Annotated in this window: 19 protein-coding genes, 1 tRNA gene and 1 pseudogene; 13 read left to right on the plus strand and 8 right to left on the minus strand. The window is 56.3% G+C overall.

Translation table 11 applies throughout. The annotated features are described in order from the left end of the window. The first annotated feature begins 46 nt into the window (after positions 1–46). The 5 genes and pseudogenes from DW082_RS07260 (at position 47) to DW082_RS15465 (ending at position 3,862) form a co-directional block, all read left to right on the plus strand. Positions 47–910 carry a hypothetical protein gene (locus tag DW082_RS07260; RefSeq protein ID WP_118458021.1) on the plus strand — a complete coding sequence of 288 codons (864 nt, stop codon included), beginning with the start codon at positions 47–49 and terminating at the stop codon, positions 908–910. Then, positions 907–1,491, plus strand: coding sequence for a WG repeat-containing protein (locus DW082_RS07265; RefSeq protein ID WP_220452649.1), 585 nt, complete (start codon positions 907–909; stop codon positions 1,489–1,491). Before DW082_RS07260 ends, DW082_RS07265 begins: the two co-directional genes overlap by 4 nt. A gap of 72 nt (positions 1,492–1,563) precedes the next feature. Then, complete coding sequence (locus DW082_RS07270) at positions 1,564–2,421, plus strand: hypothetical protein (RefSeq protein WP_055205511.1); 858 nt, start codon at positions 1,564–1,566, stop codon at positions 2,419–2,421. 785 nt (positions 2,422–3,206) lie between these two features. After that, positions 3,207–3,659 (plus strand): annotated as a pseudogene (locus tag DW082_RS15460) (WG repeat-containing protein); the annotation flags it as partial. A gap of 23 nt (positions 3,660–3,682) precedes the next feature. After that, on the plus strand, positions 3,683–3,862 hold the full coding sequence (locus DW082_RS15465; RefSeq protein WP_409049074.1) for a WG repeat-containing protein: 180 nt from the start codon (positions 3,683–3,685) through the stop codon (positions 3,860–3,862). A gap of 76 nt (positions 3,863–3,938) precedes the next feature. Here the strand turns inward: DW082_RS15465 and DW082_RS07280 are convergent, their stop codons facing one another. The 4 genes from DW082_RS07280 to DW082_RS07295 form a co-directional block, all read right to left on the minus strand. Then, positions 3,939–6,113 (minus strand): S46 family peptidase, encoded by a 2,175-nt coding sequence (locus DW082_RS07280; protein ID WP_118458026.1) that lies wholly within the window; start codon positions 6,111–6,113, stop codon positions 3,939–3,941. Positions 6,114–6,168: 55 nt separating this feature from the next. Further along, complete coding sequence (locus DW082_RS07285) at positions 6,169–8,151, minus strand: 4Fe-4S binding protein (protein ID WP_055205514.1); 1,983 nt, start codon at positions 8,149–8,151, stop codon at positions 6,169–6,171. A 125-nt stretch (positions 8,152–8,276) separates the two neighbouring features. Next, positions 8,277–9,146: a histidinol-phosphatase gene (locus DW082_RS07290; protein ID WP_101571012.1), complete on the minus strand. Its 870-nt coding sequence runs from the start codon at positions 9,144–9,146 to the stop codon at positions 8,277–8,279. 7 nt (positions 9,147–9,153) lie between these two features. Next, positions 9,154–10,221, minus strand: a complete 1,068-nt coding sequence (locus tag DW082_RS07295; RefSeq protein WP_259335549.1) for a hypothetical protein — start codon at positions 10,219–10,221, stop codon at positions 9,154–9,156. A gap of 233 nt (positions 10,222–10,454) precedes the next feature. Between DW082_RS07295 and DW082_RS07300 the strand changes: the two genes are divergently transcribed. From DW082_RS07300 to ccsA, 8 genes are all read left to right on the plus strand, one after another. Next, positions 10,455–10,528: transfer RNA gene (locus tag DW082_RS07300), tRNA-Arg, on the plus strand. Positions 10,529–10,814: 286 nt separating this feature from the next. Continuing rightward, a complete protein-coding gene (locus tag DW082_RS07305) occupies positions 10,815–12,113 on the plus strand; it encodes a hypothetical protein (protein ID WP_118458028.1) in 1,299 nt (432 codons plus the stop codon). 40 nt (positions 12,114–12,153) lie between these two features. Beyond that, positions 12,154–13,386: an imelysin family protein gene (locus DW082_RS07310; RefSeq protein WP_182424121.1), complete on the plus strand. Its 1,233-nt coding sequence runs from the start codon at positions 12,154–12,156 to the stop codon at positions 13,384–13,386. 37 nt (positions 13,387–13,423) lie between these two features. Beyond that, the gene (locus DW082_RS07315; protein ID WP_101571006.1) at positions 13,424–14,848 is read left to right on the plus strand and encodes a di-heme oxidoredictase family protein; all 1,425 of its coding nucleotides are present in this window, start codon (positions 13,424–13,426) and stop codon (positions 14,846–14,848) included. 22 nt (positions 14,849–14,870) lie between these two features. Further along, positions 14,871–16,121, plus strand: coding sequence for a porin (locus DW082_RS07320; protein WP_101571004.1), 1,251 nt, complete (start codon positions 14,871–14,873; stop codon positions 16,119–16,121). A gap of 12 nt (positions 16,122–16,133) precedes the next feature. Then, a complete protein-coding gene (locus tag DW082_RS07325) occupies positions 16,134–16,847 on the plus strand; it encodes a hypothetical protein (protein ID WP_055205520.1) in 714 nt (237 codons plus the stop codon). A 10-nt stretch (positions 16,848–16,857) separates the two neighbouring features. Further along, positions 16,858–18,006: a Rid family hydrolase gene (locus DW082_RS07330; protein ID WP_055205521.1), complete on the plus strand. Its 1,149-nt coding sequence runs from the start codon at positions 16,858–16,860 to the stop codon at positions 18,004–18,006. Positions 18,007–18,009: 3 nt separating this feature from the next. Next, positions 18,010–20,376 (plus strand): cytochrome c biogenesis protein CcsA, encoded by a 2,367-nt coding sequence (ccsA, locus tag DW082_RS07335; protein ID WP_118458031.1) that lies wholly within the window; start codon positions 18,010–18,012, stop codon positions 20,374–20,376. A gap of 39 nt (positions 20,377–20,415) precedes the next feature. Here ccsA and DW082_RS07340 read toward each other — a convergent pair whose 3' ends face one another. From DW082_RS07340 to DW082_RS07355, 4 genes are all read right to left on the minus strand, one after another. Then, positions 20,416–20,844, minus strand: coding sequence for a hypothetical protein (locus DW082_RS07340; RefSeq protein WP_118458033.1), 429 nt, complete (start codon positions 20,842–20,844; stop codon positions 20,416–20,418). Further along, the gene (locus DW082_RS07345) at positions 20,841–23,012 is read right to left on the minus strand and encodes a hypothetical protein (protein WP_147386987.1); all 2,172 of its coding nucleotides are present in this window, start codon (positions 23,010–23,012) and stop codon (positions 20,841–20,843) included. The genes DW082_RS07340 and DW082_RS07345 overlap by 4 nt, the downstream gene beginning before the upstream one ends. Positions 23,013–23,194: 182 nt before the next feature. Beyond that, positions 23,195–24,832 (minus strand): PCMD domain-containing protein, encoded by a 1,638-nt coding sequence (locus DW082_RS07350; protein ID WP_118458037.1) that lies wholly within the window; start codon positions 24,830–24,832, stop codon positions 23,195–23,197. An 8-nt stretch (positions 24,833–24,840) separates the two neighbouring features. Continuing rightward, the gene (locus DW082_RS07355) at positions 24,841–25,710 is read right to left on the minus strand and encodes a hypothetical protein (RefSeq protein ID WP_118458039.1); all 870 of its coding nucleotides are present in this window, start codon (positions 25,708–25,710) and stop codon (positions 24,841–24,843) included. Between the last annotated feature and the right edge of the window lie 91 nt (positions 25,711–25,801).

Consider the following 25,801-nt stretch of genomic DNA (forward strand, 5'->3'; position numbering starts at 1 on the left):
TACATAACTTTAAAAACTTTATCGTAGATCCCGAATTTGAACGATTATGTTGAGAAATCCGATTATCGGCCAGTATGTAGAAGCGTTGACCGATCCGTTTCGTATTTTCAGGACGCTGGGGGAGGTTGTCCCCGAGCGGGATGCATACGGAGAACCGTTGTTCTGGTCGGGGAATTATTCGGTGATTTTCAAAGTCCGCTGCGCGGACGGAAAATATTACGCCCTGAAATGTTATACGCGCCTGCCGCGTCATGCCGCTGCGGTCTATGCGTCGCTCGGCGGCGGAACGGTTCCTTATTTGGTGCCGGCCCGTTTCCTGCCGGACGAGATTTATCTGTGCGAGCACTCGGGCGGAGGAGCTTATTATCCGGTAACTTTGATGGAGTGGGTCGAAGGCGAGTCGCTTGGCGGCCGGTTGGCTCGACTGTGCCGTAACGGCGACCGTACGGGGCTCAAGGAATTGGCCCGGGCGTTCGACCGGATGGCGCTGTGGCTGTTGGAATCGGATTTCGCGCACGGCGATCTGAAACAGGACAATCTGATGGTCGATCGGCAGGGGCGGTTGCGGCTGATCGATTACGACGGAGCCTATATCGGAGAACTGGCCGGACGGAAGGCAGAAGTCATCGGCTCGCCGGCTTACCAGTATCCGTCGCGCGATGCGGATTTTTTCGGGAAGGCGATCGACGATTATCCGATCGCCCTGATTAGCCTGAGCCTGCATGCGCTGGCACTCGATCCGTCGCTTTTCGGGCGTTATCACGACGGGGAGAATATTATTTTCGACGCTGCCGAGGTGAATCGGGGGAAGTCGGCCCTTTTCGACCGACTGATGCGGGAGTGGGCGCGCTGCGGCGCGTCGGCTTTGGTCGTTCTGGGCGCTGGATGCAGCATCCGACGCCGGAAGTGAACGGATTGCCTGGGTTGTTGAGGGATTTATCGGGCAATGTGCCGGACGGATTGTCGGACGGGATCGAGATAGTCGACGACGAAAACCCGCGTTGCGCCGTATTTCGCTGCGACGGGCGGTTCGGGTACGCCGATTTGCAGGATCGGCGCATCCTGTTGCAGAACATCTATCTCGACGCGAAACCTTTCCGTGAAGGATTGGCCGTCGTGCGTCTCGAAGAGGGGTTTTGGATGATCGACCCTCGGGGACATTGTCGGATCGATTGCCGCGATTACCGGAGCGTGGAACCGTTGAGCGAAGGCCTGGCCCTGGTTTCTGACGGGAGCCTGTACGGTTTTATCGACCGGGAGGGCAGACGGGCGATCCCGCTGCGGTACGTGTTCGCAACCAGTTTCCGGGAAGGGCTGGCCGCCGTGCGGATCGGGGATAAATTCGGATATATCGACGTGTCGGGCGAGCTGGCGGGGCCGCCGGTTTTCGACTATGCCGGTTGTTTTCGGAACGGTCGTGCGCGGGTCGAAAAAAACGGAGAATCGTTTTTTATCGGGCGTTTCGATCGAAAGTGGCAGATTCGGGTCTGAAATGATCGCTACGGTTTGTTTATCCGGACAGGAATTGTAATTTTGTTAGAGCCTTAGCTAAATCGCAATTCTATGTATTCAGCCAGAATCAGCCGGAACTCTCCGGCAGCTTTCATTATCCTGATCGATCAGTCCGGATCGATGGCCGAAACGGTGGTAATCGATCGTAAAGAAGTTGTCAAAGCCAAAGCGGTGGCTTTTATCGTCAATATGCTGATCGCCGAGCTGCTCAACCGCAGCAGGCGGGAAGAGGGGTACCGCGATTATTTCGATATCGCCGTACTGGGGTATCACGGAGACGAGGTTGCTTCCCTGTGGAAGAACCCGAATAGAATGTTTATGCGTCCCAACGATTTGATAGGAAACGAACTGTCTCGCGTGCCCGTTCAACGGGAGCGCCGGTTGCCCGACGGCAGTACCGTCGTATCGTCGGTTTGCCAGAAGATCTGGGTGGAGCCTTATGCGGGCGGAAAGACGCCGATGTATCATGCGCTGACCGAGTGTTACCGGCTTTGCAAAGCGTGGTGCGGCGCGAAGGCGCACCGGAAGAGTTATCCGCCGACGATCTTCAACATTACCGACGGGGAGTCGTCCGACGGGGACGATTTCAAGTTGCAGGAGATCGCCGACAGTATCAAAGGACTCTCTACCGAGGACGGTGCTGCGCTGCTGATCAATATCCACATCTCTTCCGATGCGGAGCGTTCGCCCGTGTTGTTTCCCGAATCGAAAAAAGAGCTTCCCGATCAGCGTTACGCCCGGTTGCTGTACGATATGTCCAGTGAAATGCCGGCAATTTATAACGAAAGCATCGTCCAGCTGCGGGGACGCGACGGGGAGCGTTTCAGGGGGATCAGTTACAACGCGGCGATGACCGATCTGGTCAGTATGATGAATATCGGCTCCGTAAGTGCGAACCTTTTATTCTAAAACCTATGGCTTTATCGATATATAATTTGATTGAATCCGTTTGCAATCCGGCGGGCCGTTTCAAAACGCTGCGGGAGATCGGGGTAAAGACGGATGAAAAGGGCGATCCCGTTTTTTCATATTCGGGAACGACGATCAGTTTCTCGGTCGTGTGGAAGGGCAGGAGCTACCTGCTGAAATGTTCGCTGCGCGAGGAGCAGGAGAATACGTTGTCGTGGCGGCGGATTGCCGCCTATCTCCAGAGGATACGTTCCTCGTTTCTGGTCGGTTATTATTATCTGAGCGGAGAAATGTTGGTTTTCAACGACCGGGGAGCTGCCGGTTACATCGACGTGGTGTTGATGGAATATCCCGATCATATGCAGCCGTTGGATGAGTTTCTCGAAAAGGCCTGCATGGAGGGCGACAAAGAACGTATCCGTAAATTATTGACGGAATTTTGCCAGATGGCCGTGTGGCTGATCAACGACAACCTGGTTCACGGGGCGATCCGTGCATCGAACGTGATGATCGACAAGGATTGTTCGGTGCATCTGGTCAATTACGAGTACATGCAGATGCCGCGATCGGACGCTCCGGATTACGAATCGATTCGGGACGCCGACAACGTGATGGTAGCCAACCTGGCGTTGGGTATAAAAGCGGTTGCATCCGATCCGGCCGCTTTCCGGTATTTGAGGGGCAATGCGATATTCCGGTTTCCCGTGGTGCGTTCGCCCCTGCTTCCGATGTTTGCCGATGTCGCCAGGGAGGCGGGATGCGAACCGGTGTTGCGGATCGTCGAAATGCTTTCGTGCAGCAATCATACGTTGCACGGTCGTTTGGCGTTGAGCGAAGCGTTGCGGAAATTGTCAGGCGACCGTACGGAACTGGGTGTCGATTTGTCGGTAAAACTGGCGAACGAACGGAGACCGTCCGCTGCGGAGCCGGACGACAGCGATGCCCGGCGGGAGGAGTACCTGCTGAACCGTACGCAGCTTCAGTCGTTTTATTGTTGGGTCGGGCCGGTTTGCGAATCGTTGATCTGCGTCCGCAAGGGCGATCTGTGGGGCTATGTGGATTGTTCCGGGAATGAAGCGCTTCCATTGCGTTACGAGTGGGCGAGCGATTTCATGGAGGGGCGCGCCGAGGTCATGCGCAACGGTTGTTACGGGTTAATCGACAAAACCGGAAAGGAGATCCTGCCGGCGATTTACGAATTGGTCGAATGGAACAGCGAGCGCGGAATCGCCAAAGTCGCTTGCGACGGGCTTTTCGGATTATGCGACCGCGACGGGAAAGAGTTGGTTCCGTTTATTTACCGTTGGATGGGCGGCACCGAATCCCGTTTCGTTATGACGATGCTTATGACTTTAAGGATGGAACGGCATTGGTCGTGCGCGGCGGGAAAAGTTACAAGATCGACATGCAAGGCCGTGAGGAGGAGACGACCGAAGAGTAGGCCGCGGGCATAAGGTACTGAAAATAAAAAGCGGGCGTGTCGACAGACACGCCCGCTTTTTCAGGTACTCGGTCATTTATTTCACCAGGCGCATTTCTTCGATCAGGCCGGAGGCGCCGGCGTACCGGTCGATGATCCAGAGAACGAAGCGGATATCGACGCAGACGGTCCTCGCATATTCGGGATGGAAATAGATGTCGCCGGACATCGATTCGCGGTTGCCGTCGAAAGCCAGCCCTACGAGGTTGCCCCGGCCGTTGAGAACGGGGCTGCCCGAGTTCCCTCCGGTGATGTCGTTATTGGTGATGAAGTCCGTGTAAAGGACTCCCTTTTCGCCCCATCTGCCCCAGTCTTTGGCCCGGATCAGCGAGAACATCTTGTCGTCCACCCGAAATTCGAAATCTTTCGGGTCGTTTTTTTCGAGGTATCCGTCTACCGTCGTGCGGAAGTCGTATTTTACCGCGTCGTACGGGCTGATCGACTCTACGTTGCCGAACGTGATCCGCATCGTGGAGTTGGCGTCCGGGTATTGCGGGAGCCCTTTCGATTCCCGCATCCGGTACAGCGCTTTGGCGTACAGGGATTCGGTTTTGTCGACGTCGGTTTCCGCCTCTTCTTCGGCGTTGCGGACTCCGTCGCTGAACGTCATCGTCGAAACCGAAGCGGCGAGAGCTACCAGCGGATCTTGCATGATCTGGTCGGCCGTGCGCGGGGTTTCGAAGTATTCGCAGAGTTTTTCGAGGGTGGCGCACGCGCTGTTACGGAACGCGTAGTCGGCGATCGCTTCGGCATTGCCGTCGTAGCGGGTATAAACCTGTTGCAGATAGTCGCCCCACATCTGCGGCGGTACGTTGTCCGTGAATAGTTTCAGCATGGCGGCGAAAATCTCCTGATCGGTGGCCGGATCGTAGGCCGCGTACATTTTTTTCGTCAGGTTCAGCGCGTAGGCGAACGCTTTGTCTGTGACCCGCACGCTGTCGATCTTCTCTTTCCGCATCCGGTTGACCATCGACGCTACTCGGAAACCGGTCATCAGCGCGTCGCTCGGGCTGATCCAGGCCTCCTGGAAGTAGTTTTTCCGGCGGACGGCCTCCGCACGGGCCGCATACCCTTTTTTCAGGTCGGCCAGAACGCGGCCGTATTCGGTCTGCCGTTCGGGCGTTTCCGCGATCCACCGTTGCAGTTCGGTTTCTTCCGCTTCGCGGATGCCGGCGACGTCGTAACGACGCAGGCAGATGTTCTCCCAGGTCGCGTAATCGGCGTAATTGCTGAGGTTGAAATATTTGTCGCTGTACAACAGGCGTACTTTCGGATCGGCTTCCATGTGCTTTTTGATGATCTCCATCCGCTCGTGCCGCGCCCGGATCACGACCGGGTTGACGACCTGCTGTTTTTCGGCGACGGCGAACGACGACATGTACCGGTTGGTACGTCCCGGGAAGCCCAGCACCATCGTATAGTCTCCTTCGTGGACGCCGCCCGTCGATATGTCGAGGACTTTCGCCGGTTTGATCGGAACGTTGTCTTTCGAATACGGGACGGGCTTTCCGTCTTTGTCGCCGTATACGCGGTATAGGGCGAAATCGCCTTTGTGCTGCGGCCATCCCCAGTTGTCCTGGTTGCCTCCGAACGCTCCGATCTTTTCGGGCGGAGCCCCGACGAGCCGGACGTCCTTATAGACTTCGTAATAGAACAGCAGGTATTTTTCCCCGCGCCACATCGAAGCGCAGGAGACTTCGTAGGGAGTGTCCTTCCCGTATTTCTTTTCGATTGCGCCGTATATCTTCCGGGTGCCGAATACGCCGAATTTTCCTTCCCGGATCATGCTGTCGCGCATTTCCACCGCTTCGTCGGTAACGTCGGCGATCCGGCGCAGGAACATCACCGTTTTGCCTTTGACCGGGAGTTCGTCCTGTTCGGTCGCCGCCCAGAATCCGTTTTCAAGGTAGTTGTTTTCCGGGGTGCTCAGATCGTGTATGTCGCCGTAAGCTACGTGGTGGTTCGTGATGACCAGGCCCCGGTCGGAAATCACGCTTCCGGTTCCCATCCCGTAGTCCACCGCTACGATCGCGCCGCTGAGTGCGGTACCCCGCTCGTTGTAGATCTCGCCCGGTTTCAGCTTCAATCCCTTTTTTTTCATTTGGGGATAGATCGAACTTTCGAACAGGTTCACCAGCCACATCCCTTCGTCGGCCATGGCCGACGCGGGAGCCAGCAGCGCCAACAGGGCGTAAATCAAGATTTTTTTCATCGGTTTTCTCTATTTTAAACGGGAGAGTCTGCGAAGACTCTCCCGTCCGTATCGGTTACTCGGCCGGAGCTCCGGGAGATTCCGGAACTGTACGCCCTTCGTTTTTGAACTTGAGTTTGGGTTCCTCCTCCTTTGTCGAACCGTCCGTGTATTTGATCGTCCATTTCGGAGCGTTGAAAAGTTCGGTCCAGATTTTGGCGTCGTCCCACATCCCGGTAACGTAAGTGATTCGCAGTACGGGGGTGGTGTCTTTCAGTTGCACGTCGATGCGCAGGATGCCTTCCTGCGTCGAAAGGAAACTCTTGAAATAAGGAAATCCCTTTTTAATCAGCGTTTTTTCGATCGCCGGGTATTCGACTTCGTAAACCGCCGTTTCGTAATTCCGGCCGTCGAGTTTTTTCATATTGTCGAGGAACTTGCCCGACATCGCCGCCGTAGGCTTGAACATCAGCTCGACGAATTCACGACTCGAAATCCGGTCTCCGTTGCGTTCGTACGAAACGAGTTTGTAGTCCACCGGGAACCAACGCACTTTGCCGCCCGCCGCAAGCATGTGCGTCTGTTCGACTTCGATCGAGTCTTTCAACAGTTTTTCGGAAAGTTCGGCCGACGGGTCGGCGTAAAGTTTTACGGTCACCGGGCACGAATATTCGGCGTCGAAGCCGTAAATCCCCGGGATCTGTTTCAGGATATTCCCGAAATAGACCATATCCATCCGGTCGAACAGCTTGTCGACCCCGAGGGTCAATACCTCTACCGAATCGACCTGCGGTTCGGGATTCGAGAATTTCATGATGGTTGGGATGAAAATGACCTCGCGTATTTTGTCTTCGTTGGTCTGGGCCGGGTCGTACGAGATTACTACCGCATGGCGCTTGACGAATGTTTTGACGCCGTACACACCGGGCACTTTCTGCATTTTGGCGGAGAAGGCCTTCGAACTGCCGTAACATTTGATCGAGGTGAGCCCTTCCATTTCGAATGTCTTCATCTCTCCGACCTGTTCGGTATTGCCCCACCGTTCGTCGATCGTAGGCAATTCCCACTGGTTCCCCAGGATCAGCGCGAGTACGAACAGCACGATCGTCAGTATGCCGGGCAACCAGCGCAGCGACTTTTTGCCGCCGACCTGCAGGGAGCCTTTCGGACAACTCGATACGCAATCGCCGCACAGCGTGCAGTCGATGTGCCGGACGGTTTTCAACTCCTTCAGATCGATGTGATAGGGACATTTTTTCGTACAGGAGCCGCAGCCGTTGCAGCTCTCCGCGTCGCGGACGATGCGCAGCAACGGGAATACTTTGCTACGCAGGTAGATCATTTCGTACAGGTAGCCGATCAGGCAGGCTGCGCCCAGCGCCCATACCCATGCCGACGGAAGCCCGGCCCATCCGAGCAGCCAGAACAGCAGGAGGATCCCCACGAACGTGATCGTGAATTTGAAAATATTGCTCAGCGCTCCGAGCGGACAGATGTATTTGCACCAGAACATTTTGATGAAGAAACTGCCGAGGAACAGCAGCACGATCGAGATGCTGGTCATCCAGGCCGTGATTTCACCCTTGAAACCGGTCGCCATTGCGTAGTAAGGGTCGAAATTCTTGCAGAACAACTCGCTCGAAGAGACCGACATGTAGAATACCACGAACAGCAATCCGTATTTGACGATCCGCAATCCCCGATCGGCGATGCCGCCCGGTTTCAGGTCGAAGTTCATTTTCAGCTTGCGGCCGCCTTTGCCGAGGTATTCCCCGATTGTCCCCAGCGGACACAGATAACCGCAGAATAGCTTGCTGAACAGGATGACGCCCACGGCCAGTACGACTCCCATCATGATCTGCGCCATCGACATGCTGCATGCCAGCGAATTGTTATGCAGGTAACTGCCGATAGCCTGCAAGCCTCCGAACGGGCAGTAGGCTTCCGGATCGGCGCGTTGTTCTCCGAAAAAGATCCCATAGAGAATAAATGCCACGATCGCCAGCAGCGTGCCGCCTTGCAGCGAAAGTTTCAGCCAGTTGCGTTTTTTTGATTTCATTGATCGAATTTATTAGAATATAAAAAGTGCAATCCCTGCCACAAACATAAAGATTCTTGCGAAGAATTACAACGGAAGCGTTATGAATCGCCGTAAAAACGCCCTTTTCCGGTCCGACCGGGGGATCAGTAGGCGGCGAGATCGATCTTCGTCGGCTGCCAGCGTCCGCCCGTCAGTTGCATGACCGTATCGATGCCGGCTTCTTGCAGTGCAGCGAGCGCTTCCCGGCGGCCGCTGTCGATCGTTTGGGGCAGGTGGGCGTCCGAATTGACGAGCACGGGAATGCGCAACTCCCGCAGCAGCCGGAAGTGCGATCTGTTCGGGAAAAATACGCCGCCGGCGCCGGCATGGTATTTTTTCGTGTTGATTTCGACCATTGCGCCGTGCCGCGCGATCGTTTCGAAATATTCCCTGATTTTCTGCCGGTACCATGGCTGTTCCGCAATGTCGGGCTGGCATCGGGAGGCATTGTAGACGATCTTGTCGGCATGTCCCACGAAGTCGAATCCTCCGGTCGAGACCATCCGCATCAGTTTGTCGAAATAGTCCGTAACCAGCTTGCGCAGGTCGTCGCCGAAATGAAGGCGCAGGTTTTCTGCAAACGTCTCCGCGTCGGTGTCTATATCGACATATTTCCCACGGGACTCGATCAGGTGCACCGATCCGATCCGGTAGTCCAGCGGCAGTTTCTGAAAGTAGTCCGAAGCCGGATTGCTCTGTTCGTTCAGGTAGTCGATTTCGAGTCCGGCGTACAGTTCGATCCGATCCGCGTATGCGGCTTTCAGCCGGTCGATTTCCGCAAGGTAGGCCGCCATCCGTTCCGCTTCCAGCGTCCAGCGGGCCGGGAAAGGGAGCGGTGCGTGCGACGAGATTCCGTAAGCGGCGAATCCTTGCCGCACGGCCTCCTCGACGAAATCCTCCATCGGAGCTTTCCCGTCGCAGAACGAGCAATGGCTGTGGTAGTTGGTGCGGTTGTTCGGTCTGTCGGTAGTCATGTGCGGGTTACTGTTTTTGTTTGAAAAGGCGGCGCTGTCCGAGGTTTACCGAGAAAAGCACTTTTTGCTGCCAACCCCATTTCCTGCCGTCGTAATGGTGCACCGATGCCACGCGCAACTTCATGATTTCGGTATGTACCGGCTGCCAGTAGATTTCCAGCCGGTCGTAGATGTTATGCCGGGTGCGGTACCACGGCTCGCCCCAATAGAGTCCCGGGCCGTAATCGAGCGACGGGTCGGCCATGTAGTAGGGCATCAGATCCTTGCCGGCGTACAGCGTGTTGAAGATCCCGAAATTCCATTTCTGCACTTTCAGCTCGATCTGTACGCCGCCGGGCGTGACGTAGTCGCCGACGTATTTGCGGTCGTTCTGGAACGCCTGGAGCCACCCGGCTTGCAGCGACAGTTCCTGCATACCCGTTTTTCCGCTCAGGTCGATCCCTACGTGCGGATGCAGCAGTACGTTGTCCACTACGCCGTCGTCGAGGTAGGTGCCCGCATGGTGGTACATCGACAGGTGGTAACCGGCATAGAAAAGCCCGTGGCGGATGCGGCCTGCCGAGAAAAGTAGGAATTTTTCGCGTTTTTCGTTAGTTATCATGCTGTTCCAGTCGCATCCGAATTCGACGTAACCCTTTTCGCCGACGTATTGCAGCAGCAATCCGGTCAGATTCGGGTCGTAATATTTCACCGAATCGCTGAAAAAGGCGCTGGGGTAGTCCCCGATCACTTTACGGCGCGGAACCACGCCGGCGAACGCCTTGAATTTCGGGGCGTTGTATTGGTAGTAGCCGAAAATCTCGTTATCGGTCTGGAACGGTTTCGCTCCGAAGTTCGCCAGCAGATCGATCCCCATCATCAGCGAATGACGTTCCGCCCACCGGATACCCATTTCGGGTGCGATGCGGGCTCCGAATAGCGTTTGCGGCCAGTTGATTTCGCTTTTGTATTCGCGGTTGTCGAAAAAGAAGTCGAACGACGCTCCCCATACCACTTCCTGGGCCATGGATTTGGGTGCGGTCAGCAACAGGGCGGCCAGGGCCGTCATCAGTAATCTGAGTGTAGATTTGATCATCGGGTTATTGTTTTTAGTGGATTTTATCGTCGTTTGAGAACCGAATTCTGCAAATATACGGGATAATCCCGAAGAACGAATCGTGTCGACGGGTAAATTGTTGTGAAGCGTCTGCCGGAACGTTCTGTGCGGGGATTGAAAAATCCGGAAGGACGTTCGTGTCGCGCAAGGAATTATGGATTTCGTTTTTTGGAGAAGTTAAATAAAAATTCTACTTTTGGGGCGGAAAATCCGGTTCCGTAGCTCAGTTGGATAGAGCAACAGCCTTCTAAGCTGTGGGTCGCGCGTTCGAACCGCGCCGGAATCACCGAGTTAATTGACGGGTTGCAGTGGAACTGCAACCCGTTTTTTATGAATACGCGTACGATTTTCACGCGATTTTCCGATTCTTCGTTTTTTCAAAAAACGGTTTATTCCGGCCGGATGTCCGGTTCGGCAATGTTGCGCCGAGGGGCACACTCCGGGCGATGCAGTGCTGGAAATCAATACGGAATCCCGATATTCAGGTATGCCGTCCGGTTTTTTTTACTGGATATTGGGGATTGTCGTCTCTTTGCGGGCGCTCTAATTTTGCAGCGATTAAAAAGCTGTAAATGAAAAACATCTATCCCATTCTTATTTTATCTGTTTGTTGCAGCGTTTGGGCGCGCCCGGTATGCTCGCAAAAACTTACGGCCGATTCGGCAGCCCGTAAAACGCCGTTCGAGTGGAACTTCAAAAAGTATCGTGTCGGCGGATACGGGGAAATCTTGTTCCAATACATGACTTACGGAACGAACCGGTATACGAATCCGGTCGGGGCGACGCGCGATAACCGCGCCGAGGTGTCGTTGCCCCGGGCCGTCTTTGCATTCGATTATCACTTCGGCAAAGGGTGGTACCTGGGTACCGAGGTTGAGTTCGAGCACGGCGGAACCGGTGCGACCAAGGAAATCGAGTACAATAAAGAGGGCGGCGAGATCGAAACCGAGATCGAAAAAGGCGGTGAAGTGGCTCTGGAACAGCTTCATATCACGAAACATTTTTCGAATGCGTTCAACCTGCGGATCGGCCATATGATCGTACCGGTGGGGTTGACGAACTCGCACCATGAGCCGACTCTCTTTTTCGGGACGGTGCGGCCCGAGAGCGAAACTTCGTTGCTGCCGTTGACTTGGCACGAGACCGGCGTTTCCGTACTCGGTTACCTGGGGGACTTCCGTTACGAGATGATGCTCGTCAGCGGACTCGACCCGAACGGTTTCTCGTCGGAGAATTGGGTCGGAAGCGGACGGCAGAAGATTTTCGAGATTTCGAAAATGACCAATCCGGCCGTTGCGGCGCGGGTCGAATATTCCGGCGTGCGCGACCTCCGGCTGGCCGTGTCGGGTTACTGCGGCAATACGGCGAAAAACTCGTCGAAGCCTTATGCGATGACCGGCGTGAAAGGAACGGTGGCGATCGGTTCGTTCGATGCGCAGTACGTGGGACGCAACTTGATCGCGCGGGGTAATTTCCTGTACGGAACCGTTTCGGATTCCAAGGCGATTTACGATATCAACCGCAAGTATTTCAATAGCACGGGTTATCCGATCACGCCGTTCGGTAAGGCTGCCATGGCTTACGGCGCCGAGGTCGGATACGACGTGCTCTCTTTTGCCCGCACGAACAACCGACTGTTTCCTTTCGTGCGTTACGAATACTACAATACCGGTCAGAAGATCGAGCGGGGAGCGCAGGAGTTGCCGCGTTACAAACGCGATGTGTTTACCGTAGGGCTCAACTATTTTCCGATCCGCGACTTGGTCATCAAATTCGACTACTCGTACCGCCGGATCGGCGGCGACCGGTACAACAGCGAAGATACGTTTGGTCTGACGGTGGCTTATTCAGGATGGTTTTGCTCCAAATAAATGAATATCAAACTTTTAATTTTAAATAATCATGTACGGAATGAAAACGAAATGGATGGGTGCGGCTTTGCTGGCCGCACTGATCGGAGCGACGGGATGCAGTAAGAATGAAGACGGCGGCGACGGCGGCGGAAACGGCGGTGGCGGCAGCAACGCTTCCAAACTGGAGAGTTATGCGATGACGTCCGAGTGGATCAACTACGCGACGGCCGTGTCGTCGGAACTGCTCGACGACTGTATCGGCCTGTGGGCTGCGTGGAACGGTCCGACGGGGATTCCGGACGAAGATTGGGAACGGATCGGCCGCGACTTTTTCACAAAAAATACGATTGTCGGCGCGAACGGTTACGCCGAGTACATGAGAACGGCCAATGCGGGCAACGCTAAATTCACCAGCGGCGTCGATGCGATCCGGACGATCCTCGTCGACGGTTTCGCCAACATTTCGAACGAAGTCGGCTCCTCGAAGATCGGTAATCCGAACACGTTGGCCAAAGACGGCAAAACGGCGGAAGCCGTGTTGCAGGTTGAATCGTGGTATAGCTGGAACTCGATTACCGACTATTCGGACAACATCATCAGCATTAAAAACGGATACGCCGGTCGGATCGGAGCGATCGGGGACGCAGCCCATGCGAATAGCATTTCGGCCTATGTCAAGAGCCGGAATGCCGACTTGGACGCACGGATGACCGCGGCGATCGACGGAGCTTACAATGCGATCAAAAGTATGCAGTCGCCTTTCCGTAATAATCTGACCGGAACGAAGGTGGATGCCGCGATCGAGGCTTGCGCCGATCTGACCGAACTGACCGAAGGCGAGCTGCTCGGCGCGTTCCGCGATGCGGGCGACTACGATTTCACGTCGATACTGACCCAGTATGCCGACCAGGTCGTAACTCCCACCTACAAGGATATGAAGGAGAAAGCCTGGACGCTTTACAAGGCGATGCAGGCCCTGCAAGCCGACAATAAGAGTCAGGCCAAAGTCGATGCCGCCTGCACCGCATGGCGTGCGATGCGCGTGCCCTGGGAACAGAGCGAAGCCGTACTGTTCGGTCCCGCCGGCGAAGAGACGGGACTCGGATTCGACCCGTCGATGGACAGTTGGCCGCTGGATCAGGAGGATATCGCTACGATCATAACCAACAAGAACCTGTCTACCGTAGAACAGTACATCGCGGCGATCGGCAGCGAGTCGGTTCGCGGATTCCACACGATCGAACTGCTTCTGTTCAAAGACGGGCAAAACAGGAAGGTACTCGCCGAGTAATTCCGGAAGAGAACAGAACTTTTTCATACGCAAGGTTATGTCCGCTTTTATACAGAAGCATTCGGTTTATGTGACGGCGTTGCTATGCGTCGTCACATTTTCCGCATGTAAAGACGGCGATTTTTACGAGATCCGCGACGAATATGGCAATGTCGCCGATTCGCGTACGTTATCGGCCGGTATATCCACCGTTTATCAGTCGGGCGTAACGGCCTACGATACGCCGGCCGGCTGGGTGACGGGTAACCTGAATACCCGTTTCTACCGGGGGGACGCGCTGTACGACAATCCGCGCGTCAGCGGCGACGATCCCACGCAGGGCGGCAAAGGGCCGCTTTACGCCGGTTCGTCGTGCGGAAGCTGCCATTCGAATGCCGGACGAACTTATCCGACGCTCTATTCGGAAGGCGGCACCGGTAGCGGGGGCTTCTCGTCGCACCTGATCTACATTACGAAGAAAAACGGAGGCTTTTTCCGCAATTACGGCCGTGTGCTGCACGATCAAGCGATCACCGGCGTCGAACCGGAGGGGAAACTTTCCGTTTCATACACCGAGGAGACCTACGCTTTTCCCGACGGGGAGAAGTATTCGCTGATTACGCCTTCCTATTCCGTTTCGGCTTGGTATGCCGACAGCATCGCTCCGCAGGATCTGATCGTCGACGTCCGCATTCCGCTGCGCCATGTCGGCATGGGGCAGATGATGGCGCTTGACCCGATCGAGCTCGAAGAGCTCGCCCGACGCAGCAACTATCCCGAATACGGGATTTCCGGCCGGCTGAACTACATTACCGAGCGCGGCCGGCAGTATATCGGCGTGTCGGGCAATAAGGCGCAGCATGCCGACCTGACGATCGAACTGGGATTTTCGTCCGACCTGGGCGTCACGAACGACCGTTATCCGCTGGAAGTGGCCGAAGGGCAGTCGCAGATGCTCGGATACAGTCATTACGGGATACAGATTTCGACGCAGGATATGGAACACGTCGACTTCTACCTGCATGCGCTGGGTGTTCCGGCGCGCCGCAATGTTGACGATCCGGTCGTGCAGCAGGGCGAGAAGGCGTTTTACCGGGCCCGCTGCGACCTGTGCCACGTTCCCACGCTGCATACGCGGCAGGACGCTCCGGCGCTTATCAACGGAACCCGACTGCCGTGGCTGGCCAATCAGACGATCCATCCGTACAGCGATTTCCTGCTGCACGATATGGGACCCGATCTGGACAGCCATTATACGTCGGGATTGGCGCAGGGCTGCGAATGGCGCACGACGCCGTTGTGGGGGATCGGTCTGCAGCAACGGGTCAATCAGCATACCTATTTTCTGCACGACGGCCGCGCCCGCAACCTGAAGGAGGCGATCATGTGGCACGGGGGCGAAGGCGCCGTGTCGCGCGAACTGTTCGCCCGGATGTCGCGGGACGACCGCGACGCGCTGATCAAGTTCCTCGAATCATTGTAAACGACAACCGAACACTATCGACATGAAGATAAAAATTATATTTTTACTGACCCTATGTGCAGCGGCCGTTCAGGCGACGGCCCAGATCAAGCAGGCCGAAGTCGCTGCGGACAAATACGACGACGCGGACAAATACATCGAAAGCGCCGTGATCCCGATGGGGGGCAAAAAAGGATTCAGTTTTCAGACCAAGGCGGGCGATTTCATGCTGAAGCCTTACGTGCTGCTGCAAACCGCCGGAAAATTCAACTGGTACGACGACGAACAACTCGGCCTGGACGACCAGGACAACGTGGCGAACAGCGGTTTCGAGATCCCGTATGCGATTTTGGGTTTCTCGGGCCGGGCTTTCAATAAACTGACCTTCAATCTGACGCTGAATGCGGCCAAAACCGGCGGGGCGCTGCTCCAGCAGGCGTGGGTCGACGTGAATCTCAAAGACCAGATCCGGTTCCGCGTCGGTAAGTTCAAGACGCCGTTCAGCCAGGCTTACCTGGTGACGCTGGGCGAAACGCTGTTCCCGATGCTGCCCACTTCGCTCACTTCGTCGGTCTATATGGACCGCAGCCTGAACTCGACCCCGCCGACCTTCGCTACCGGCTTCGACCTGGGCGTCATGATGCACGGCCTGCTCGGCGGCAAATGGGAATACAACCTGGGCGTGTTCAACGGTACGGGCATCGACGTGAACCTGGCCCAGAAAACGCTCAGCGACGACCTGGGCATTCCGTCGCTGCTGTATGCCGCTCGGGTGGCCTATATGCCCAAAGGCCCGATCCCGTCGCATCAGGGCCGTATCGACGACTTGCATAACGATAAGATCATGTTCGCGCTGTCGGCTTCGTATAACGTAGAGGCTAACTGGCAGACGACCAACGATCTGCGGCTCGGCTTCGAATTCACTTACCTCAAAAATCGGCTTTACTTGTCGGCCGAAGCCTATTACCTGAGTTCCGATCTGGTCAAGCGGCAGCGGGTGAACCATACTTACCGTTACATCGGGGGATACGCTCAGGTCGGTTATTTCGTGACCCGGAAGTTGCAGCCTGCGCTGCGGTGGGATTTCATGGACCGCAACTCGACCGAAACGGACGGTTTCCTGAACATGCCGGCCGTCGGACTGAACTATTATATCATGGGGTATAACCTGAAACTGCAGGCGATGTACCAGTTCCTCGGTCGTTGGGGGCATGCGACGCAGGATGCGCGCGAGCTCGACGATCTGGGACTCGCCCAGCATACGGCCATGGTCATGCTGCAGTTTTCATTCTAACGATGCGCCGAAATGAATAAACGATATCGTCGCCCGGTTTGGGCTGCCGTCCTGTGTTCGCTGTTTGCGGTTTCTTGCGACAGCGGGGATATTTTCGAGAAGGACAAAACGGCGGATGGGGGAGTCGCCGTACGCGGAACGTTCGAACTGCTCAATCCGGAAGTTTTTCCGCAACAGTACGACCTGATTTTCGGAGTTTTCGCCGCCGACGGCACGTCGGCGCTTTCGTCGGTCAACGTGTTGAAGCCGGCCGACGGAGAAAAAGTGCAGTTGTCGATCGACAACGTGCCCGACGAGGCTCGTTCGGTACGGTTCAGCCTGATCAATTCGGGCCGCCAGGTCGTTCATACGTTTTTCGAATACGATCTCGACGATGACCGGACGTCGGACGTCGATCTGCCGGCCGTTCAGATCGACCTGCTGGAGTACGACCGCATTCAGCGGATGGTTTTTCAGCAATATAACTGCATTTCGTGCCATCAGGGAACCAGCGGGGCAGGCGGCTTGCTGCTGACCGAAGGAGACAGCTACCGCTCGCTGGTCGGCGTGCCCGCGACGCACTCGGACAAGCCGCGCGTCGAACCGTCCGATCCCGACGGCAGCTTTCTGTTGGACGTGTTGACTGCCGAAGGGGCGGTCGCCTATCCGCATACCGGCCTGGTTACGCGGAGCGAAGACATCAACCTATTGCGGGTATGGATCGAAAAAGGATGCCCGCAGAATTAACCCTATGCCTATGTGTTTTTCAAGCAAAGTATTGTTTTATAGCGATGTGCGCATCGAGATCGGATATTTCGAACGCAGCGGCGGTATCGGCGAATGCCATGCGATGCTGCACGTGACCGATACGCAAGCCCCGTTCGCCAAGCAGTTCGGGGATATTTCCGCCGCTTATTTTTACTTGCTGTCGAGTTACGGCGGCGAGCTGCGTCCCGTTTTCAAACGCTATTTTCTGAGCGATGCGGCCAATCAGATCGCCGTGTTGCGGGCCGGGGAAAAGCCCTATCCGCCCTGTGCGACTTCCGTCGTGCAGCAGCCTCCGCTCGACGGCGGTAAGATTGCGCTGTGGGTCTACCTACAGTCGGATGTCGAAGTCGCTGCGATTCCGTCCGGAGTCACGGCCGATCATAACGGTTACCGGCATATTTGGACAGCGGGGGGAACCTCCCTGTGCGGCGCTTCGGCCGATCAGACCGAGACATTGCTGGCGCGTTACGCGGACTTGCTGGCCGGACTCGGATGCGCGTTGGAGAACGATTGCGTCCGCACCTGGTTTTTTGTGCAGAACGTGGACGTCAATTACGGGGGAGTCGTCCGGGCTCGTCGCGGGCTTTTCGAACGGCATGGACTGACGCCGCAGACCCATTACATTACGAGTACCGGGATCGAAGGCCGTCACAGCGACCCGCGATGCACCGTCCTGTTCGACGCTTACGCCGTGCAGGGGCTGCAACCCGGACAACAGACTTACCTGCATGCCCGGGATTATCTGAATCCGACCTACGAGTACGGCGTGACGTTCGAGCGGGGGGTGCGCGTCCGGTACGGCGACCGCAGCCATGTCCTGCTGTCCGGAACGGCCAGTATCGATAACCGGGGAGAGATCGTGGCTCCGGAAGACATCGCGGGCCAGACCGTGCGGATGCTCGAAAACGTCGAAGCGTTGCTCGCCGAGGGGGAGGCGTCGGCGGACGACCTGGCTCAAATGATCGTCTATCTGCGCGATGCGACCGACTATCCGGCGGTGCGGAAGATATTCGACGACCGGTTCGGACCGGTTCCCAGGGTGTTCGTGCATGCTCCGGTCTGCCGCCCCGGATGGCTGATCGAAACGGAATGCATTGCCGTTCGGCAGGAGTGCAATCCGCAGTTCGCTCCGCTTTAGCCGATGAGAGCGCTTACCCGGTTCGCATTCGCGCTTTTCGTCGGCATGACGCTCTGTCTGGCCGCCGCGACTTTCGTCGAAAAAGCGGAAGGAACCGAATTCGCCGCCCGGACGATCTATCACAGCGGATGGTTCGTCCTGTGGTGGGCTTTACTGGCCGTTTCGGCCTTGACGGTCGTCGCGGGCCGGGCAGTTGCCGGCCGCCCGGCCGCCGCGGCGCTGCACTTTTCATTCGGTTTGATTTTACTCGGGGCGTTGCTGACCTTTATGACCGCGCGGAAAGGATACGTCCATCTGCGGGAGGGGAGAACCGTAAACGCTTATTTCTGCGAAACGTCCGCCGAGTCGCGGTCGCTTCCGTTCGGACTCCGGCTCGACCGGTTCGAAATTGCGTGCTATCCGGGAACGCAGGCTCCGGCGGACTACCTCAGCCGGGTGACGGTGGTCGACGGACAGGATACCCGCGCCGCCGTCGTGTCGATGAACCGCGTGCTGTCGTACCGGGGTTACCGTTTTTACCAAACGTCTTTCGACGAAGACCTGCGCGGGAGCATTCTGTCGGTCAACCGGGACCCGTACGGCATTCCGGTTACTTATGCCGGTTATCTGCTGCTCGGGTTTTCGATGATCGGTACGTTGTGCTCGAAACGGTCGGGGTTCCGCCGGCTGCTCCGTCATCCGTTGCTTCGGCGGACCGGTTGCCTGTTGTTTTTTGTATTCGGCGCATACGGAGCGGCGGCCGCTCCGGCGACACTGAGCCGTGAAACTGCCGATGCGCTGGGACGGCTGCGCATATTGTACGACGGGCGGATCGCGCCGGTACAGACGTTCGCCCGCGATTTTACGCTGAAAATCTACGGAAAACCGTCTTATCGGGGGTTCTCGGCCGAACAGGTGCTCGCCGGCTGGATTTTTTATCCGGAACAGTGGCAGTTCGAGCGGATGATCCGGGTCGGGCAAGACACTGTGCGCAGGTCGATCGGGTCGGGAAAAACGGCTGCTCTGGTCGATTTTTTCGGCACAGGAAGAGATTACCGGCTGGCCGGAATGCTCCGTCTTCCGGCTGATCGGAACGATTCTGCGCTGAAAGCGTTTGTCGAAGCGGACGAAAAGGTGCAATTGATAGCGATGCTCCAGTCCGGCCGGATGCTGAAGTTGTTCCCCGTCGTCGTCGGAGACGGTGTGCGTTGGTTTGCGCCGACCGATTCCGTCCGCGGTTTGCCGCGGGGCGATTCGGTTTTTATCAAAGGAATTTTCCCGTTGTTGTACGAGGCCGTGCAAAGCGGTCGTGATGCCGACATCCGGAAATTGATCGACAAAACGGACGCTTTTCAGCGGGAACGGGACGGCGAACGGTTTCTGCCGGACGCGCGGCTTCGCGCCGAGTTGTGGTATAACCGGTTCGATCCGGTTTCGCTGCTTTGCAGAATCAACCTTTGTTTCGGCCTGCTGGCGTTCGTTCGTTTCGTGTGGAGCCTTGCTGCCGGAAGGCGGCGACGATGGGTCGAAAAGATATTTCTCGTTCCGCTGATTCTGTCGGCAGTGGCGCTGACCGCAACGCTCGCGCTGCGGAGCTATACGGCCGGACACCTGCCGCTGAGCAACGGATACGAGACGATGCTGTTCGTCGCCTGGTGCGTGCTGCTGATTGCGCTCGGACTCCGGCGGCGTTTCCCGATCGTGACGGCTTCGGGGTTGTTGTTGTCGGGATTTGCGCTGCTGGTGGCATGGCTCGGGATGACCAACCCGCAGATCACGCCGCTCGTGCCGGTGCTCCGTTCGCCTTGGCTCAGCCTGCACGTGTCGCTGATCATGGCGTCCTATGCGCTGTTCGGATTGATTATGTTGAACGGGACGGCCGCGCTGATCTTTGCGTCCGTCGTCCGTTCGGATGCTGCGGCGAAACGAACGGTTCTGCTGTGCAGGTTGCAACTGACCGGACGGTTGTTGCTTTATCCGGCCGTTTTCCTGCTGGTCGCCGGTATTTTTATCGGAGCCGTATGGGCGAATGCGTCGTGGGGCCGTTACTGGGGTTGGGATCCGAAAGAGGTGTGGGCGCTCGTTACGCTGATGCTGTATGCCTTGCCGTTGCATGGACGGAGCATTGTCCGGTTTCGTGATCCGCTGTTTTTTCACGCTTACTGTCTGTGGGCGTTCGGGGCGGTGCTGATGACTTACTTCGGGGTGAATTATTTTCTCGGTGGCATGCACAGCTATGCGGGGGCATTCGCTTTCGGCTCTGCGCTGACCGTCACGGTGGCGGTTGTCGTTGTTTTTGTGTTGCTGACGGTCGTTGCGCGGGTGCGGTACAAAAATCCGGTTCCGTATTCGAGGCACCGCCGCTATCCGGGATCAGGAAGCGGAAACTGAATTCGTTTTTTCGGTTTCCGCTTCGTTTCGGGTGTAAGGTCATTGCAGGCGGCCCCAATACTTACAGGGTTTTCCGTCCCGGGTGACGCCTTCGATCGCGATGTCGTACCGGGGCGAGTCGTTGTCGTCCGTATAAAAATAGATATCGCCCGTGCCGTCGGAGCCGATTTTCAGGGTGGGATTCCAATAAACGGTTGTCCGGACGTCCGGTTTTTCGCTCTCCCGCATTTGAGGCAGGCTGTAAATCGGGCAATAGAATTGTACGCTTTCGGCATAACCGGCCATTTTACAGATTTCCGCTCCGACGGCCCGCGCCCTTCGCTGTAATTCCGCTTCTGGTTTGAGTACCGCCTCTACGACCAGAGCCTGCCCATTATGGTCGATTTTTACATAAGAGGCATCCCGGGTCGTAAATCCGTTGTATTGCGAATAAAAGGTCGGGCTTCTCATCCCTGTTCGCGTATTCATCTGAAAGGTTCTGGCCATGAAATGCGGCAACGGGATGGGTTTGAACATGGATAATCTCGCAGAGTCGTACAGGGTACCCTGTACCGATATTCTGGGGCGTCTTTTGTCGATTCCCCGCACGACGGCTCCTTTGAGGTAATAGATTTTCTTGCCGCCTCGATATAGTATTTTTCTTTCGCATTTTCCAGGTAGATTTCCTGTTCCTTTTTTTGTTCGGAAGTGCGTTCCGTAAACGGATGCATCCTTTCGAATCCGGGCCGAGAATAGTAGCTGTCGATTTCTATTCCCTGCATGGGTTTTCCTTTTGCCGTTTGCGAATAGACGAAAAATTTTGCCGTGTCGTGGAATTCGAGTCCTCCGATACGGAAATCGCCTTTTTTGTCCGTTTTTACGGATTGTGAAATGATTCCGTTTTTTCCCGACGATACGGCTATGACCGGGGCGTTTTTGGCTTTCATCCCTACGATCCATTTGACGTGCCCGCTGATGAACAAGTCCCGCTCTACGGGTTGCGTCGGCCGGAACCGGGCGGTGTCGTTGATTTTGTTCAGGTCGAATCTTCTCCATCCGTTGGTCATCATGACCATATCCAGCCGGCGTCGGGTATCCGGAGCGTCGTTTAAGAAGTAATATCCCGGGTTCTCGACGTGTCCTTTGAGGTCGGAACTCAGTAGCAGGTTCGACCGGATGTTGTCGGAAAGGGAGTCCGGTTTTACGGAATTGCTGTCGGTGACGCTGACGGAACAGTCTGCTTCGAGCGGAATCGCGTTGGCATCGGTAAGCGCGATCCGGACGTGAACCTGTTCCCTGCGTCCGTATTTCGGTTTATCAGGAGCGATCGACCATACTTCCCTCTGGTGGGGATGAGAGACGAAAACGAGTCGTTCGCTGCGGGGCTTTCCCCGGGCGTCGAGCAGAATTAGGTGCAGGATTCCTTCTGGAAGAGAATCGGTCGGCCATCCTCCGATGAGATTCCCGGAATCGACGGATACGATTGCCGTGCAGATTCCGCGTACGTGAGTCACGAGAATCATCGAATCGCATGTCGATCCGGGAGCGGCGGCGATCTTGTATCGTATTTCCCGAGGGGACTGGGAGACGACGATGGCATATCCATCCTCTTTTACGGTGGGTAATTGCGTCCGCAATTTTCTTCCGTCCGAAGCGGTCACTTCGGCCCGGTAGTCTTGTCCGCTTTGGGGCGACATCGTGAATACGCCCATTCCGTCGTGCTCGCTTACGATTCTTGCAACGGTGTCGCCGTTGCTGCCGAATACGGTTCCGCTGAACGATATCGGAGAGCCGTCCGAACTTTCTCCCTTAAAAGCAATCCGTTGCGGTTGTCCTGCGATGAGATCCCCGCCTTCGGGGAAAAACTGTATGCCGAAAGGGGAAAAACTGCCTGGAAAGAAAAACGTGCGTTTGTAATACATCCGGTCGTTGTCAATCTCCAGATCTATACGGCCGCCCTCGCAGGCCGAGATTACGGGCAGTTCGGCGAAAATGGAGCCTGTGGCGGAACTTCTTTGCTGTCCCGAAGAGAGACGCTTCCCGTTCCTATCGAAGATTTTGAACTGGATGTTTATGTCGGAATACGGCCTGTCGTTTTCGTCACGGAATCGTACGACGGCCTGTTTTTTTGCTGCGCTCAGATCGGTATAGCTGATTTCCGCGTCGATCTGGTCTGCAATCGGGTTTCCGATCGGGATGTTTTTTTGAAAGAAAAATGCCGGATCGAAATTCAGCATCCATCCGGTGTATGCTCTAAGAGTATAGTCTCCTGTCGGAAATGTTGCCGGAATTATGAAATTATTGGTAAATCCGTACCGGTCGCGTTTGACTTTTTTTGAAAATACGATTTCTCCTTTCCGGCCGATCAGGTCGACGTAGATAAAGTTCGACAAGGTGTCGCTACAGTGGTTCACGGCGTCGACGAGGTACGCTTTGAACCACATTTCGTCGCCTGCGGCATAATAGGGCTTGTCGAGGTGCAGCCACAGTTTTTCCATGTGCGCCGACCGCTGCCTTTCGAAGAAGGAGTCTATCCGTGCCGTCAGGCGCGGCAGACTGTCCGCGGCCGAAGATTTTTCCCCTTTCGCGCAAAGCGTCGTCGTCGTCCACGATATGGCGATCAATAAAATACTTTTGAAAAAAAGTCGCTTTGTCATGCCGGCGCGGTTTTTTAATGATGCCTTCGTTTTATAAAGTTATTTATATAATTCGGTTTTACCAAATAGTTTTATGTAGAAATTGCGATAATGGCGGACGGATTATAAAATAAGGCTTACGGGATATTCCGTAAGCCTTATTTTCCCGGCATTTTTCGCCGGACGCAACTGCCCGCCGTCCGTTATTCGTCGTAAATCAGTTCGAAATCGTCGACCCACATTTTACTGTCGCGGCTACCGGTGAAGTAGTCCCCGTATCTTGAGGCCGAGCATACCAGTACGAGGTGGGTCGGAACGATGTTCGTCGCGTTGTATTCCAGTTTGATCGTGAACTCCTGCCAGCCTTCGGTGGATTGCGAGAATACCAGTTCTCCGTAAGCGACTACCGCCGGGCTGTTCGGGTTGAAGAAGGTGTTTTTGTCCCGCGTGTCGATGCAGATCGGTATCTCGTCGGTACCGACCAGCGGATCGCCGTCCTCTTTCTCGCAGACGCCGTATTCCTGGGGAGTCCACGTGCCCAGCGCGAAATAAATGATTCCGTTGTCGGGATCGCCTTTGGCGATGGTCATTCCCGGGGGCTGGGTCGTGCCGACGTCGGTAATGTTTCCGCAGGTATATTTTACCCATCCGTGCAGTGCGGTGGGCCGCAGCGTGAACGGGCGGCCGAAGCCGACGATGCCGTTCGTGCCCCGGGTACCTATATACTTGCCTACGAACAGGTTGCCTGCGGCCAGCTTGCCTACTCCGGCGATGCCGACGAGTTTCGATTCGAGCCGGGCGGCGTATTGCCCCGGGCTGCCCGGCCGCGTTTCGGCGACTTTGTCGGTCAGCGTCGTGCCGGCAATGGCGGCGCCCGTATTGCCCGTGCCCCAGTAGGCCCCGTCCCTGGTCGGACCCGGGTAGACGATGTCTTTTTCCGTGCACCATTCTTCGAACCCTCCGCCGGTCAGTACGGCTTCGGGATCGGTCGTCAGCGTCGTTACCGGCGAGAGGTCGTCGTCCGAAACAGCCACCACTTCGTAGGCCGTTTCGGGTTCCAGCCCGGCGATGCGGGTATGGAACGCCCCGCCCGACACCTGGATCTTGTCGGAGGGCACTTCGATCCACTGAGCGTCGCCTTGTTTGCGGTAACGGAATCCGAGCGCCGCGCCGCTGCGTCCTTCGGCATAGAGCCAGATGATCCGCGACCAGGCGTCGGTCTGCGTGAACTGCACGGTCACTTCGGTCGGAACGACGTACAACATCCATTGTTCGGTGAAGTCGTGGTATTTGATTTCTACCGACCGGAACGTTTCGAACGAAGTCAGTTCTTCGGCCGCGGGGGTCATGGTCGTGATGTCTTTCGGGCCGAGTTTGAGTCGGGTGATCCGGATGTGCTGCATGTCGGTTCCGGTAGGGACGTACGCGCGGGCGATTCGTTTGTCGGGGTCGAATTCGGCGGCGCCGATCTGCGACTCGACCGTGAAAAAGCGTTCGATCGGTTGGTCGGCCCGCAGTGTCCAGTCGTAGTCCTGGTAGAGCGACAGAACGACGGACAGGTCGGCCCGCAGGTCGAATTCGCCCGACAGCGGAATCGACGAACGTCCTCCCTCGGTAATCGTTATTTCGCTGATCGGAACCCGGCTGATGTCGGTCGTCTCGTCCAGGTGCAGGGTGACGATCCGGTTTTTGGTGTCGATGTCGGAACTTTCGCAGGTGAAGCCCTCGCCCTGTACCGACAGGATGTCGATGGATACGACCGGATACGGGATGTCGTTGCGGATACAGGCCCCCAGCGTCAGCGTCAGTAACAGGATACAGTAGCGTCGAATGTTCATCATGGTATCGTTTACAGGTGTATGTTCAGCCCGATCCGGATGTTGGCCAAGTTCAGGCGGAAAAGCATTTTCGAGGCGTGGCGGGTTCCGACGACGTTTCCTTCGGGGTCTTTCTGCGTCACTTTGTTGAACTGGACTCCTCCGAGTCCGAACGAGAGCGTGCCGCACACGTTGGGAAAAATATAGACGGCCACGCCGGGATTGAACGAAAAGCGGAACTGCAGGTTGTCGCTGTTGGTGTATTTCATCTTTCCGTCGGATTCGTAGGCCAGGCTCGTCGAACCGGTCTTGACCGCGAACTCCAGTTCGGCGAAGAACCCGAAATGGCCTTTGGCATCGATCCCGGCGTACGAACGTAGGAACGCCCCGTAGGAAGCGGAGTGGCTCTTGAGGCTGACGTTTGCGAAAGACATGTTCACGTCGTTGACTTCGCCCAGGTCGAGCGTGGCGCTTCCCAGATTGCCTTCCATCTGCGTATAGCCGAAACGGGCGCCGACGCTCAGGTTGTCCTTGATGAAGTAGCCGAACGACGGGTTGACCGTAAAGATGCTGCCGCTGAGGTTGATCCCGTCGAGGATCAGCATGTAGTCGGTATCGTCGCTCGACAACGTGCCGTACGAAACGGTGATACCGGCCGCCATCTCGCCTTTGTAGACGAACTTGATCTTGTTGATCTCCCGGTCGATGCGACGACGGGTGGGTAAAAACGGTTTGGTTTGGGCCGTTGCGGATTCTGCGGGCTGCAACCCAGCCTGCGGGACGGGGGACAAGGCGACCGTATCGTTTTCGGCTGCGGGCGTTTCGGGGGAAGCCGCTGCCGCGGGCGACCAAACGGCGCCGAGTCCGGCCAGTATGCTGAGAAAAAGGATTCGTTTTTTCATCGTGTCTGCCGAATTAAAGATAGAACGCCACCCCGAGGCCGATGGAGAAAATATTGACCTTGAAATTCATCATGCTGCTCGACCGTTTACC

The organism is Alistipes sp. AF48-12 (genome assembly GCF_003477565.1).
Classification (GTDB): Bacteria; Bacteroidota; Bacteroidia; order Bacteroidales; family Rikenellaceae; genus Alistipes_A; species Alistipes_A hominis.